This window comes from Ktedonobacter sp. SOSP1-52, from assembly GCF_016587395.1.
Genome location: NZ_BNJH01000004.1, coordinates 988,014 through 1,001,098, shown reverse-complemented (window position 1 = coordinate 1,001,098; position 13,085 = coordinate 988,014). Strand labels below are relative to the sequence as shown.

The following is a 13,085-nucleotide window of genomic DNA, read 5'->3' as shown; positions in this document are numbered from 1 at the left end:
CCCATTCGGGGGCGCAGCGCCCGCTCACGCGGCTAGCGCTTGCGCGCTCAGGTTTTCGAGAGGCACCACGCATGAAAATTGGCAAAGAGAGTATTTATAACCAGCCAGCAGGCGGCTTCGGCGCGGTAAGTGCCTATGCGCGCCAGCTACAACGCGAGGCCCAGGAGCACGGAGAGGCCCTTCCGCCTCCCCACCCACTCCAGATGGGGGAGCCAAATTTCCTCACGCCCATGCACATCCGCAAGGCCGCCATTGAAGCTCTGGAACGCGAGGTCATTCCCTACGGTCCGCCTCCAGGTTGGCCCTGGTTCCGTGAGCTGCTGGCGGAGAAGATCAGGCGTGTCAATGGCTATCATGTCGGCGTCGAGAACGTCGTCGCCACGATGGGCGGCACCAACGCTCTGCAATCTATCTTTCACGCCACCGTGGGACCTGGTGATGAGGTACTCATTCCCGATCCCTGCTGGCCGGTCTACTACACACAGCTACTGGCCTGTGGCGCGACCGCCATTCCCTACCGGCTCGATCCCGCCAACGAATGGCTGCCCTCAGTCGCCGAGCTGGAGCAACTGGTCACACCGCGCACGCGCATGCTGCTCATCAATACGCCGGGCAACCCTACAGGCGCGGTCTTCCCCCGCGAACTGATCGCTGACCTGCTGGCCTTCGCCTTGCGCCATGACCTCTATCTCCTCTCGGACGAATGCTATGACCAGATCGTCTTTGAGGGCGAGCACGTCAGTCCCGCTACACTGCTGAGTGCAGAAGAGCTAGAGCAGGGGCACTTTATCGGGGTCTATACCTTCTCCAAGACCTATGCCATGACGGGCTGGCGCGTGGGCTATGCTGTGGCCAGCAAGGCCTTAATCAAGTCCATCACAGAGGTCCTGGCCGGTAGCCATACTAACGTGAGCCTGATTGGGCAGCGCGCCGCCGCCGCCGCGCTCACGGGACCACAGGACTGCGTCACCACCATGCGCGAGGCCTATCGCCGCAGGCGCGACCTGGCAACGCGGCTGCTCAAAGAATATGATCGCTACATCTATACACCCCATGGCGCCTTCTACACCCTGATCGACGTCCGCGACCGGGCGGGTCGGGTCTCGCGCCGGGACAACCAGTTCGCCCTTGACCTCCTGCGCGAATATAACGTCATGATCGCGCCCGGCAACAGCTTCGGCGCCACCTCAGCCGAGTTTGTACGCATCTCGCTTGCCGCCTCCGACGAGGACGTGGAGTACGGCGTGCGCGCCATCTGCGAATTCGCCGACAAATAAAGAGAAAATGGGATGTGGGGCGACTGATGTCACTCCACATCCCATTTTCTCTTTATTTATACGCCAGGATACCGAAGGCTTCAGGGCGCTTGATGACGCGCTTAAAACCGGCCTCTTGCAGGCGCTTAAACGCGCCCTTGGCCACCGTCCCGCCCGACTTGCTCTCCAGATTCCCAATGTAATGGAAGAGCCGCCCGCCTTTTCTCAGCACGCGGTAAAGCTCGCGGTAGAAGACAGCTGAGTAGAGCTGGCCCGCGAGGCTAAAGACGGGGGGATCATGGACGATGCGGTCAAAGCTGTTATCGCCAAAGGTCGGCACGACCTCGTAGGCATCCCCCATCACCTGGCGAATCTTCGGATTATCAAAGAGCTCGTGGGACCAGGGATTCTGGCGCGCGATATGCTGCGCACCGGGATCAAACTCAATTGTCGTCACCTGCTCGGCGCTTTTGGCGGCGGCAATCGCCGTATAACCCAGGCCGGTCGCCGTATCCAGCACGCGTCCCACCACAGGCGTCAACGTGGCCATCTTCTTGCGCGTATCCTCCATGGGATCGATATCCACAATGCGGTGCATGGTAAAGCCAGCAATTAGCATGGTAGGCGCGCCACGCGTGGGCATCAGGCTACACATGCGGTTGGTATCCTCAGAGAAATACTGGATGGAGCGGATCTCATTCTCTTCCACCACAAAGCAGTTCACCTCAGAGACGGCAATCTTCTCTACCTGAGTCCAGCGTAGATGGACTCCGCCAGGAAAGACTACCCCGCTATCTGACAGTTCAACTGTCACACGCGAGAGGCCCAGGTCAGGCGAAATGCTTGTCTGCTCCTGACCGCTTTTATAGGCGGTGCGCAGCTCCCTGGCCTGCATAAAGGCCAGCACAATCGGTGGCTGAGACATGATACAAAGATGCTCCCAAAAATATAATCAAATGGCATATTGCCGCTCATAGAGCACTGGAAATGTAGCATATTTGCTACCTTGGCGCAACAACCATCCCTAACGTCTCAGCTCACAAGCTCACCGCAGGCGCGAAGGAAGGATAATGTGCATGATAATGTTATAATGGGCGGCAAGCTTAGCTATTTCTTGTTGGAGGGAGGATGAGACGCATGCAGATCAGTGAGCCGGCGGAATACGCGCTGCTGGGGCTTTTACAAGCACAACCAATGCACGGTTATGAAATGTTCCAGGAATTTGAGCGAGGCACGCTGGGCGAGATAATTCATCTTGAGATGAGCCAGCTATACGCCTTTCTCAAGAAACTGGAGCGCCTGGGATATATCGAGGTCACCGTAAAAGAGCAGGGAAGCCGTCCGCCACGCAAGGTCTATCACTTGCGCGAGGAGGGGAAGGCGCTCTTTCATACCTGGCTGCTAGAGCCAGTGGAGAAGCCGCGCGATATTCGCATCCACTTTTTGATCAAACTCTATTTTCTGCGGCCATACGCGCCCGAGCAGACCATCGCGCTCGTACAGCGCCAGGCCGAGGCCTGTGAGCACTTCCTTCAGCACCTGGAGCTGCGCCAGCAGGCCAGCATCGATGATAGGCAGGACCCAGAACACTTCTTAGCCCATGTAGTACTACGCAGCCGTATCTATCAGACACGCTCGCTTCTGGCCTGGCTCACGGAATTGACCGCAGAGTTGCGGGATGAGAGCCGCCCGAGCTCTTGATGGCTTCGTGATAAAATGGATGAGCGTCTAATTATCTTATTTACATATTGGAGATAGCAAGCATGTCAGTAGCAATTGTTGTTCATGGTGGGGCGGGAACCATTAGCCCGGAGCGGATCGGTACCGGTATGGCGGGCTGCCACGAGGCGGCACAGGTCGGAATGCGCATTCTTGAGCAAGGGGGCACGGCCCTGGATGCCGTTGAGGCCGCTGTGCGCGCAATGGAAGATAATCCCAACTTCAACGCAGGCACAGGCTCCTGTCTGACCTCTGAGGGCAATATCGAGATGGATGCCGGCATCATGGAGGGACACACCCTTCAGGTTGGCGCGCTTGCGGGCATTGAACTGGTGAAGAACCCGATTGCCCTGGCACGCCTGGTCCTTCAGAGTCCTCATGCCATGCTGATTGGCCGGGGGGCCAGCCTCTTCGCCGAAGAGCAGGGTGTCGCATTCTGCCAGCTTGAAGACCTGCTTACCGAGCGCCAGTATAACAACTGGAAGCGCGCCCAGGCCCAGGCTCAGCATACAACCGAGGCCGAAGATCTCTTCGAGGAGAAAAAGCATGGAACAGTGGGCGCCGTCGCCGTCGACAGCCATGGGCATCTCGCGGCCGCGACCTCCACAGGTGGCATCGTCAACAAGCATCCCGGGCGTGTTGGAGACTCGCCCCTGGTCGGCTGCGGCTTCTACGCGGACGCGAGCGCGGCCATCTCCTGCACAGGCTATGGAGAAGACTTCACGCGCCTGATGATCGCCAAACGTATCGCGGACGCCGTTGGCACAGGCAAGACAGCCCAGGAAGCAGCGGACGAGGTCATCGCCTTCCTGGGAACTCAGACAAAAGAGACTGGGGGCGTCATCGTCGTCGATAAACACGGCAACACTGGTCAAGCCTGGAATAGCGAAAACATGATGTACGGCTCCGCGCAAAACAAATAGGTGCATAAAGAAAAAGCGAGGGGCGCCATCCTGCAGATGGCGCCCCTCGCTTTTTCTTTACTTTAATACCATTTGGGCCAGGAAGTAGCCGATGACAAAAAATAGGGCGAATAGCAGCAGACCAGCGACGATCAAGACTGGCATATTTACGCGGCTGGGAGCCTGTTGGGCTTCGGGATAGGGAAGCGCCTGGTCCGTCATGGGAGACTGGGCGAACTGGGGATCTGCCAGGGCGGCAGCAGCCGGGGGGGCATCCGAAACAGCCAGGGAGCCAGGCTCAGAGCGATAGTTGGAGAGCAGACCTGGCTGTGAGCGCTCCTGGCGGACTCCAGCAGAGGCTGAGCTTAGCTTGCCAGTGCCAGTAGGCAAGACCTGGTGTGGCTTTAAGACATCCTCTGGCTTGAAGGTGGACACGGGTTCATAGGGTTCCAGGGCGTCGGCAATCGCTTTGAGTTCGCTATAGAGGGCATCTGGGGTCACGATATTTTGAGGATGCTGGCGAATGAGCGCCCGGGCAATCACATCGCAGACCTCAGGCGGCACATTGCGGTGAAAACGCAGGCGGCCATCAGTGGGCGCCTCAACGGAGGTCGCGCCCTGAGGTCGACCCGAGAGCAACTGGTAGAGCAGGATACCGACCGCGCGTGTGTCATCCGCAAGCCGATTCTCGCTCATCTGTCCCCAGGGGGTCTCGGCATCGAGCAGGGCAACTCCATCGGCCCCTACAATGCTCCAGGCATTAAAGTAAGCCATGTCAGGAGGAGAGGCAAAATTGCTTAAGCGCACACTGCCACGACGATCACGTAAAATAGTGGCGGGCGTCAGATCTCCATGACAAACTTTGCGTGAAGAGGTATTGGCGTACATGAGCGCCTGGCAGATCTGGCGACCGAGGTCAGCAATTTGGTAGATAGATGGCTGAGCCTGGAGCAGCGTAGCAAAATCATCGCCGTCTACATATTCCTGCACAATATAGAGGCCATCAGCTTCAGGAATCACATCATATACACCAATGATATTAGGATGTGAGAACTGAGATGTCAGTCGGAGCGAGGCCCGATATGCGGGAATCTGTTCAGCGGGAGCAACCTTGACTGCAACCACACGCTGCAATACCTGGTCGAATCCTTGATAAACAGCACAGACCTGGCCCTGCTTCACCAGACGTTGCAGCAGGTAGCGCCTTTGTATGACTCGACCTGTTTCTACCATAAGCCCCTCGAGATTCTGCATTATTCCTTACGATCTTATTCCGAAACCCAACGTCACTGACGTGCCTAGCGCTTCCCCCATTCGGGGGCACAGCGGCCGCGCGCTCAGGGTTTTCGGAGAAGAAGTACATGTCATAAATCCTGGAGAGCCAGTGTGACGGCTCCAACCAGGCTGGCATCCACTCCTAGATGCCCTTGCACGACCTTTAGATCCTGGCACACCTCGGGCAGACACAACTCGTGTATCTGCTGCTCCACGGGTTTCACGAGGAGATCGCCAGCCTGGGCGACCGATCCTCCCAGGATAATCATACTCGGATTGACTAAATGCACGATATTAGCAAGTGCGATGCCAAGTGAGGTATGCACATCTGATACGACGCGCTGTGCAACCTGGTCGCCCTCATCGGCCAGTTGAAAGACCTGGGCAACCGTCAGGCGCTCCGCCCAGTTATGTGAGAGGCGCATAATCGCGGCATGCGTCTCTGTCACCTCAACCGAGAGGCCAAGCGTGGTACTGATAATCGCTCGCGCCGACGCGATGGCTTCAAGATGCCCATAACCACCACAGGAGCAACGGGGGCCCTGCTCTTTCACCAGCATATGGCCAATCTCTCCGGCCATCGAGTTCACCCCGTGATAAATTTTCCCGTTAATGATCAGCCCCCCGCCGATACCTCGCCCCAGGCCAACATAGAGTATCACACGCTCGCCAATACCAGCCCCACGCTGATACTCAGCCAGGGCCGCGGCATTTGCGTTATTATCAATAATACAAGGAGCATCAAAGCGCTCAGTGAAATAATCCTGAAGCGGAAAATCTTTCCATCCATGAGCGTGATACAGCCTTCGCACCATACCACGCGAAGCATCTACCAACCCTCCGACCGCAATCCCTACACGTAAGATGCGTCCGTCCACAAGGCGCTCAGGCGAGGTGACCTCGGCCAGCATCGCCTCCAGTTGCTGCAAGACAGTCGCACTATCAGGAACAACCTCCAGTGGGCGGCTGATACGGAAGAGAATGTCTCCATCCAAATTGGCTAATGCTACCGATTGGCGCAGACCGCTACTGCTAATCTCGATGCCTACGACATAGCCATGAGTGGCAAGCAGTTTGTCTGTAACGCGCTGTGGATGTACCAGCCCTGTGGAAAAAGATCCGGTTGGCATATCGGAAGAGTGCTGTATAGACACGGCGGTTCTCCCTTTCACGCGACCCTTCGCCCACGCGCCTAACGATTTTCCCGAGAAAGATCTTATTCCGAAACCCAACGCCGCTCTCACGACTAGCGCTCCCCCCATTCGGGGGCACGCGCGCTCAGGGTTTTCGGATAAGCAGTAAGCGACGCAGGGCGGTCTTCTCTAAGGCCCCTTGTGACTGATTAATACAGGTGCTACCGGGCAACAAGGCATACTACCCTACCGGGACAACGTGTTCAGTATATCATACTGGTCGGGCAACGCAAAGGTGCTAGGATGCCTGTCCCAGTTTTGGCATGTTGCATTGTTTTCGCCCTATTGTTACAATACCTGTTACTACTATACTGCGTTAACATACGTCCGCCTATATTTATAAATTTATGGGAGCAGTTTTCCATGGCATCATCTCCTGCCTCCTCCAAGCAGGTCTTTATAGGACCCGGCCTGAGCCGCTTTAAGCTCGTTGTGACCGTTATAGGCATTATTGCTATTACAGCTTTAGTGCTCTGGATCGCTATTCATCAGGGTGCGTCGGTACTGGCCAGCACCATTATCGCCATCCTGTTTATCCTGGGCTTCGCGATCTATCTGCGCATCGTTGCCCCCATCCCCTTTACCATCTCGCTCGAGCCAGATGCCCTGGTCAGACGCAATAAAAGTGGCGAGGACGTTGTCATTCCCTGGGAGAACCTGACTAAAATCAAAGAGGAGTTTTTTCCCAATGGCAAGCGCATCAGCGTTATCGCCTACCGCAAGGTGACAGAGCCTGGCATGAAGGCTAAGGCCTGGGCGGTCTATCGCGACGACGTTACCGACCTCGATGGACTGGCCGAGGCCCTCAAGCAGAATCATCCCGATACCTGCCAGTGGGAGAGCGAAACCGTTCATGAGTAGTTAATGTTTTGGCTATGTATGATGAGTGCTGTCAGCCTGCGGCTGACAGCACTCATCATACATAGCCAAAACTTACATATATGCGTGAGCGGCGGAGGCTTTGAAGGAGGCGTAAATCTCCTGGCCCTCGTGCAGGTTCAGGCGCGCGGCGGAGGAGGCCGTGATCTCAGCCGTTAGGGAGATGGGCGCGGACGCCACACCGTCGACGGCCATACTGACACGGACGCGCCCCTCAGAAGGCGAGGGCAGATGGAGCAGTTGCACAATACGCCCCTTGCAACTATTGCGCGCCGAACTCTCGGGGGGACCAGGGTGCAGCGTGATGTCACGCGGCTCCACCACGACATAAATCTCACTCTCGCTCGGGGGCGCTCCCTGGCGCTCCTCAAACATGACCGTCAGATCCAATGCTGGCTGAGATTGCGCGATACGCACCACACAAGAGCCGTCGTCCTCGGTACGCAGCAGGCGACCATGTAGAAAGTTCATACCGACCAGCTCGGCCACATAGGCTGAGCGCGGCTGCTGCGCCAGGTCAAGCTGCGAGCCCTGCTGCAAGACCTGTCCCTGGTCCAGCACCAGGATATGCTGACCAAAGACCAGCGCATCCACATACTGGTGCGTCACAAAGACCGTCGTAATACCCGCCTCAGTCAAGATACGGCGTAGTTCCTGGCGTATCTCGCGCCTCGTCTGTACATCCAGGGCAGAGAGCGGCTCGTCCAGTAGCAGTAGCTGTGGCTGTAGAACCAGGGCGCGTGCCAGCGCCACGCGCTGCTGCTGTCCCCCCGAGAGCTGGGCAGGATAACGTTGGGCATAGCCCTCCAGGTGTACCTGTGCCAGCGCCTCTGCAACCCGCAAGCGTATGCGCGAGCGCGCCTCTGCCTGCGCTCGTAAACCAAAGGCAATGTTCTCAAAGACCGTCAGGTGCGGAAAGAGCATATACTCCTGGAAGACATAGCCAAAGGGGCGTGCCTGGGGCGGTAACGCCAATCCGCGCTTGTTATCGTAGTAAACCTGCTTATCGAGGATGATATGGCCTGCCTGAGGCTGCAAGAGGCCCGCCAGTAAACGCAGAACGGTGCTTTTCCCCGCGCCACTCTCTCCAAGCAGCACCGTCGTTGTTCCCTGCGGCACGGCGAAGCTTACATCCAGCGTAAAGATATCCAGTTGTGTTGAAAGGGAGACATCCAGCATACCGCTAGTGTAGCACAAATCCCCCCACCAGGCTCACGAGCTGGCCTTATAGGAGAACCTTCGCGCCTGCGGCACTCAGGGAAGTGGCCACTATATAACAAAAGTATGAGGGAAGAAAAAAGCTTTCCACTTACTTTTTAGCTGTATCCATCCTTGCCTTAGAGAATAAAACATGGTATACTTACAAGTAATTCTAAACAGGCGCTTTTTATCCCTATTGGTACAATCAAGGTACCTGTGAAATGGCAGGTAGGTGAATCCATGGCTACAAAGCCTACAACCTCAACAACATCGGCGCAAGACTCACCGGCGCGCATGTGTCCTCGCTATGAGCACGCGGTTCAGATACTTGGCAAACGCTGGACAGGTCTCTTATTGAACACGCTTCTTAATGGCCCGTGTCGCTTTGGTGAGCTGACCACAGTCGTCGAAGGACTTTCTGACCGCGTATTGAGTGACCGCTTACGCGAATTGGAGAGCGAGGGCATCGTTAAACGCGTTGTCTACCCCCAAATTCCTGTGCGCGTCGAGTATCAGCTCACGGAGAAAGGGCACGCCCTTAAACCGGTCGTTGATGCGATCCATCTATGGGCCGAAGACTGGATTCCACTGCGTACAGAAGCCGAAGGCTGTCCCGCACTGGAAGAACAACCAGAAGAGTCCATACAAATGTAGCCGCGAAAACGTGTTTTCGCGGCACGTTTCTTTTTCCCTCTCCAACACCTACAGCATCCACTCCCAAACATAGCAGGCTTCGCTGTGATGTGATACTCTCTCTAAGAGCAGCTCTTCACGAGAACAAAAATTTTCAACTTGCACACTGTAGAGGATGTCTATGGAAAATTTATGGGCGCCATGGCGCATGGCCTTTATTCAACCCAAAACTCCACCCAAGCCCGGCTGTATCTTCTGTACCCAGCCAGCCGAAGGGCGCGACGAGGAATATCATATCCTCCAGCGCGGCGAGCACTGCTTTGTAATGCTCAATCTCTATCCCTATAGCAATGGACACCTGATGGTCGCGCCCTACCAGCATATCGGCGCACTAGAGAAGCTTGATGCCGCGACGCTGGCCGAGATGATGGCCCTGGCTCAACTCGCCATCAAGGCCCTGCGCCTGGCTATGAATCCCGATGGCTTTAATATGGGATTTAACCAGGGGAAGGTCGCGGGCGCGGGCTTCGCGGAACATATTCACTTCCATGTCGTTCCGCGCTGGAACGGCGACACCAACTTTATGCCCGTCCTGGCCGATATCAAAGTCATGCCTGAACACATCGATACCGTCTACCAGCAGCTCAAAGAGGCCCTGGCAAAAGTCCAGAACAACCAGGAATAGATAAACTTTCTCCAGAGAAGGGTATGTGGTGGCGTGCTGGCTCCGCCAGCACGCCACCACATACCCTTCTCTGGAGAAAAACTATTTGACAAAGCGCGAACTTTATCTGTACAATTGCTCTAAGTTATATATGTGCTTAGAGTAGAAGGATGGCGATAACCACCATGCAGGCGCAGAGCGTATGGTTTACCACTACCATGTTTGCCTCCATTGCCCAATGTTATTCCCTTGTGGAATATCCTCGGGTAAGGTGTCGTTGTCCTCTAGCTCATTCTCCATCAGTAGGCTTACCGTTACAACGTAGCTGTCAATAGGCAGAATGAGGTAAAGAGAGAGGCGCAGGCGACACACCTGCGCCTCTCTCTTTTTTTACTCTGGATCTACTTTTCTCAGGCAAAGGAGGGTATGTATGCCAATCGTCGAAGTGGAACAATTAGCCAAGACCTTCAGGATTCGGGAGCGGGCTTCGGGTCTTGCTCAGAGTCTCCAATCGTTTGTGGCGCCGCGTTATCGGACACGTGAGGCCGTGAAGCATATTAGCTTTGCCCTTGAAGCGGGTGAAGTGCTGGCCTTTATTGGTCCCAATGGAGCTGGTAAAAGCACGACCATTAAGATGCTGACCGGTATTCTCCACCCTACGGCAGGCAAGGCACAGGTGCTTGGGTTCACCCCCTGGCAACAGCGGAGACAACTGGCTTACCACATCTCCAGTGTATTTGGGCAGAAATCACAGTTGTGGTATCACCTTCCACCACAAGACACCTTCAATCTTCTGGCACGCATCTATGAGTTGGATATGGATGAGTACCGCAAGCGACGAGACTTTCTGATTGAGGTCTTTGACATTGCTGACTATATTCACACGCCAGCACGGAAATTGAGTCTAGGTGAGCGCATGCGTTGTGAATTGGCGGCAGCCTTTCTGCATAAGCCACGTATCGTCTTTCTGGATGAGCCAACGATTGGCCTGGATGTCATTGCCAAGCAGCGCATTCGAGACCTCATAGGTCTGCTGAATGTGGAAGAAGGCGTGACCGTGTTTCTCACCTCACATGACGCTGGCGATGTCGAACAGGTCTGCCGCCGGGCAGTGGTCATCAATCATGGAGAGATCATCCTGGATGAATCGGTGGCGATTCTGAAGCGCGATTACCTGAAAGCGAAGACCATTGAGCTGCAACTGGCTGAGAATGTTGAGAGTCTGATCACTAGCGATCATGCTCCTCAATCCCGGTTGCAAATGAAGTTAGCTACGCCCGCATTCGCCCAGGAAGGCATCCAGGTTTTAAAGGCGCAAGGGCATAGTCTCACGCTCGAAGTCGATACTGCCCGCTGCCCACTAGAGCCGGTCATTGCAAGCATTATGCAGCAACAACATATTCTGGATATGACCATTTCGGACCCGCCGATGGAGAAAATTATCGCCTCGATCTATGGGGAACAGAGGGAGAAAACAAGCAGTACCACTCACACTCAGGTTGAAGAGGTCGTACAGCAGCAAGCAGGAGCGGAAAGGGAGCTACTCCATGAAGATGTATAGCGAGAGGGAGCCAGCAGGGGGAATCGTTGAGCGCATCCAGAAACGAGGCCGCCTCTCTACCCTCAAATACCTGGCCGTCTTACGGGTGAGTATCTTAAATAACCTGGCATACATCATGGAGGTCTTCTTTCGCGCATTATTGCTGGTCGTACTGGTCTTCGTTCTCACCCAACTCTGGAAAACGACCTTTGCCCTGCGTGGAACCAGCGTCCTGAGCGGTTTTAGTATCGCGGATATGATCTGGTATCTCGTCGCGGGTGAGGCCATTGCCATGAGCCTACCTGCCTTAACCAGGCGCATTGATCAAGAGGTCCGTTCTGGACAACTGGCCTACCTGCTAGGACGTCCCAGCAGTTACGTGCTTTACAATTATGCTCACTACCTGGGGGAGCGCCTGGTTCGTCTGCTGATGAATGCACTGATAGGGACGGTGCTGGCTTTTATTATGGCTGGTCCTCCCCATTTCACCTGGCAAGGAGTGCTGGCCTGGCCGCTTGTCGCCTTCCTCGCGCTCAGCATTGACTTCGTCATGCACTTTAGCATTGGATTAATGGCGTTCTGGAGCGAGGAAACACAATCGTTTTCACTCATTTTGAGTCGGCTCACTCTAGTACTGGGAGGCGTACTGGCGCCGCTTGAAATCTTTCCCCAGCCATTACGCAGTATCGCCCAGGTCTTACCATTTAGCACCATTCTCTATGGGCCATCGCGCACCCTGGTACATTTTGAAACCGCTCGCTTTACAGGCCTGCTCGTGCAACAATTCGCGACACTGGGAGTGGGAATAATTATTATGCTGAGCATTTATCATGCTGCAGTGCGTCGCGTCAACATCAATGGAGGGTAGAAACATGGCTATGAGCTGGCTTAAACGTTGCATTTCTGAGGTCCGCTTGATCCATGCCTATACCATCGCGAATACGCAAGCGGCGCTCGAATATCGTTCCGCCTTTATTGTACAGGTCGTTGCTATGCTCGCAAACGACTCGCTCTGGCTCTTCTTCTGGTGGAACTACTTCCAACAATTTCCTCTCGTGAATGGGTGGCAAGGGAGCGATATTGTCATTTTATGGGCCGTTTCGGCCTGTGGATTTGGCATCAGTGTCGCCATATTTGGCAATGCCCGCCAGATTTCGGCTCTGGTGATGAATGGAGGTCTGGATGCGTATCTGGGGATGCCTCGCTATGCACTGATCCATGTATGTATTGCCGCGACTGATCCGACTGCATGGGGAGATATCATCTTTGCCATTGGCGCCTACCTGCTCTTAGTGCGACCAGACATAGGTCATATCGGACTCTTTATCCTCCTGGTATTGCTGGTCTCACTCATTTATACCGCTTTTATGGTGTTGCTTAACTCGCTTGCATTTTTTCTCGGCAACACTGAAGGGATGGCTCAACAATTGTTTGGTGCCCTGATCTCATTCAGCACATACCCGATGGATATCTTCAACGGATTTGTGCGCGTGCTGCTCTTCACCGTTCTACCTGCTGGTTTTATCTCGTTTGTGCCATTACAACTCCTTCGTCATTTTTCATGGTCACTACTGGGCATCCTTATCAGTGCAGTAGCCATATTCATCCTGGCTGCTGCTGGCCTGTTCGAAGCTGGCTTACGCCGCTATGAAAGTGGAAATTTGATGGGTTCACAAATGTAGTTAGAGAGTGGAGCATGCTGGCAGCCCGAGGGCTGCCAGCATGCTCCACTCTCTTTCCCCTGGAAGAGATGTGCCAGGATTGCTTTTCTGCGCTATCATTGCTAGAGGCACACTACTTTCAACACGAGATACGAGGAAGCCA

13 protein-coding genes are annotated in these 13,085 nt (G+C 55.0%); 9 read left to right on the top strand and 4 right to left on the bottom strand.

All coding sequences use genetic code 11. The features are described 5' to 3' along the window. Window positions 1–71: 71 nt before the first annotated feature. Window positions 72–1,277, top strand: coding sequence for a pyridoxal phosphate-dependent aminotransferase (locus JMJ16_RS39490; RefSeq protein ID WP_201390407.1), 1,206 nt, complete (start codon window positions 72–74; stop codon window positions 1,275–1,277). A 52-nt stretch (window positions 1,278–1,329) separates the two neighbouring features. Here JMJ16_RS39490 and JMJ16_RS39485 read toward each other — a convergent pair whose 3' ends face one another. Continuing rightward, on the bottom strand, window positions 1,330–2,181 hold the full coding sequence (locus JMJ16_RS39485) for a methyltransferase domain-containing protein (RefSeq protein ID WP_201390405.1): 852 nt from the start codon (window positions 2,179–2,181) through the stop codon (window positions 1,330–1,332). A gap of 212 nt (window positions 2,182–2,393) precedes the next feature. On the opposite strand from JMJ16_RS39485, the gene JMJ16_RS39480 reads away from it, so the two are divergent. Together JMJ16_RS39480 and JMJ16_RS39475 are read left to right on the top strand one after the other, a co-directional pair. Then, the gene (locus tag JMJ16_RS39480) at window positions 2,394–2,957 is read left to right on the top strand and encodes a PadR family transcriptional regulator (protein ID WP_201390403.1); all 564 of its coding nucleotides are present in this window, start codon (window positions 2,394–2,396) and stop codon (window positions 2,955–2,957) included. 62 nt (window positions 2,958–3,019) lie between these two features. Next, window positions 3,020–3,898 (top strand): isoaspartyl peptidase/L-asparaginase family protein, encoded by an 879-nt coding sequence (locus tag JMJ16_RS39475; RefSeq protein WP_201390401.1) that lies wholly within the window; start codon window positions 3,020–3,022, stop codon window positions 3,896–3,898. A 57-nt stretch (window positions 3,899–3,955) separates the two neighbouring features. On the opposite strand, the gene JMJ16_RS39470 is transcribed toward JMJ16_RS39475, so the two are convergent. Next, window positions 3,956–5,131 (bottom strand): protein kinase, encoded by a 1,176-nt coding sequence (locus tag JMJ16_RS39470; RefSeq protein WP_201390399.1) that lies wholly within the window; start codon window positions 5,129–5,131, stop codon window positions 3,956–3,958. A 110-nt stretch (window positions 5,132–5,241) separates the two neighbouring features. Beyond that, window positions 5,242–6,306, bottom strand: coding sequence for an ROK family protein (locus JMJ16_RS39465; protein ID WP_201390397.1), 1,065 nt, complete (start codon window positions 6,304–6,306; stop codon window positions 5,242–5,244). Between the two features lie 402 nt (window positions 6,307–6,708). Here JMJ16_RS39465 and JMJ16_RS39460 point away from each other — a divergent pair, with 402 nt between their 5' ends. Next, complete coding sequence (locus tag JMJ16_RS39460) at window positions 6,709–7,206, top strand: hypothetical protein (RefSeq protein WP_201390395.1); 498 nt, start codon at window positions 6,709–6,711, stop codon at window positions 7,204–7,206. A gap of 72 nt (window positions 7,207–7,278) precedes the next feature. On the opposite strand, the gene JMJ16_RS39455 is transcribed toward JMJ16_RS39460, so the two are convergent. Continuing rightward, window positions 7,279–8,421 (bottom strand): ABC transporter ATP-binding protein, encoded by a 1,143-nt coding sequence (locus tag JMJ16_RS39455; RefSeq protein ID WP_201390393.1) that lies wholly within the window; start codon window positions 8,419–8,421, stop codon window positions 7,279–7,281. A gap of 243 nt (window positions 8,422–8,664) precedes the next feature. On the opposite strand from JMJ16_RS39455, the gene JMJ16_RS39450 reads away from it, so the two are divergent. From JMJ16_RS39450 to JMJ16_RS39430, 5 genes are all read left to right on the top strand, one after another. Then, a complete protein-coding gene (locus JMJ16_RS39450) occupies window positions 8,665–9,078 on the top strand; it encodes a helix-turn-helix domain-containing protein (protein WP_201390391.1) in 414 nt (137 codons plus the stop codon). 160 nt (window positions 9,079–9,238) lie between these two features. After that, window positions 9,239–9,742, top strand: a complete 504-nt coding sequence (locus JMJ16_RS39445) for an HIT domain-containing protein (protein WP_201390389.1) — start codon at window positions 9,239–9,241, stop codon at window positions 9,740–9,742. A gap of 409 nt (window positions 9,743–10,151) precedes the next feature. Next, window positions 10,152–11,282: an ATP-binding cassette domain-containing protein gene (locus tag JMJ16_RS39440; RefSeq protein ID WP_201390387.1), complete on the top strand. Its 1,131-nt coding sequence runs from the start codon at window positions 10,152–10,154 to the stop codon at window positions 11,280–11,282. After that, the gene (locus tag JMJ16_RS39435; RefSeq protein ID WP_201390385.1) at window positions 11,269–12,129 is read left to right on the top strand and encodes an ABC-2 family transporter protein; all 861 of its coding nucleotides are present in this window, start codon (window positions 11,269–11,271) and stop codon (window positions 12,127–12,129) included. Before JMJ16_RS39440 ends, JMJ16_RS39435 begins: the two co-directional genes overlap by 14 nt. A gap of 4 nt (window positions 12,130–12,133) precedes the next feature. Continuing rightward, window positions 12,134–12,943: an ABC transporter permease gene (locus JMJ16_RS39430; RefSeq protein WP_201390383.1), complete on the top strand. Its 810-nt coding sequence runs from the start codon at window positions 12,134–12,136 to the stop codon at window positions 12,941–12,943. Window positions 12,944–13,085: the final 142 nt, after the last annotated feature.

What these genes read in the sequence shown, in the direction of transcription:
- JMJ16_RS39485 (WP_201390405.1), bottom strand. Translation starts at nt 2,181, where the DNA reads ATGTCTCAGCCACCGATTGTGCTGGCCTTTATGCAGGCCAGGGAGCTG.
- JMJ16_RS39470 (WP_201390399.1), bottom strand. Translation starts at nt 5,131, where the DNA reads ATGCAGAATCTCGAGGGGCTTATGGTAGAAACAGGTCGAGTCATACAA.
- JMJ16_RS39475 (WP_201390401.1), top strand. Translation starts at nt 3,020, where the DNA reads ATGTCAGTAGCAATTGTTGTTCATGGTGGGGCGGGAACCATTAGCCCG.
- JMJ16_RS39450 (WP_201390391.1), top strand. Translation starts at nt 8,665, where the DNA reads ATGGCTACAAAGCCTACAACCTCAACAACATCGGCGCAAGACTCACCG.
- JMJ16_RS39490 (WP_201390407.1), top strand. Translation starts at nt 72, where the DNA reads ATGAAAATTGGCAAAGAGAGTATTTATAACCAGCCAGCAGGCGGCTTC.
- JMJ16_RS39430 (WP_201390383.1), top strand. Translation starts at nt 12,134, where the DNA reads ATGGCTATGAGCTGGCTTAAACGTTGCATTTCTGAGGTCCGCTTGATC.
- JMJ16_RS39445 (WP_201390389.1), top strand. Translation starts at nt 9,239, where the DNA reads ATGGAAAATTTATGGGCGCCATGGCGCATGGCCTTTATTCAACCCAAA.
- JMJ16_RS39440 (WP_201390387.1), top strand. Translation starts at nt 10,152, where the DNA reads ATGCCAATCGTCGAAGTGGAACAATTAGCCAAGACCTTCAGGATTCGG.
- JMJ16_RS39435 (WP_201390385.1), top strand. Translation starts at nt 11,269, where the DNA reads ATGAAGATGTATAGCGAGAGGGAGCCAGCAGGGGGAATCGTTGAGCGC.
- JMJ16_RS39460 (WP_201390395.1), top strand. Translation starts at nt 6,709, where the DNA reads ATGGCATCATCTCCTGCCTCCTCCAAGCAGGTCTTTATAGGACCCGGC.
- JMJ16_RS39480 (WP_201390403.1), top strand. Translation starts at nt 2,394, where the DNA reads ATGCAGATCAGTGAGCCGGCGGAATACGCGCTGCTGGGGCTTTTACAA.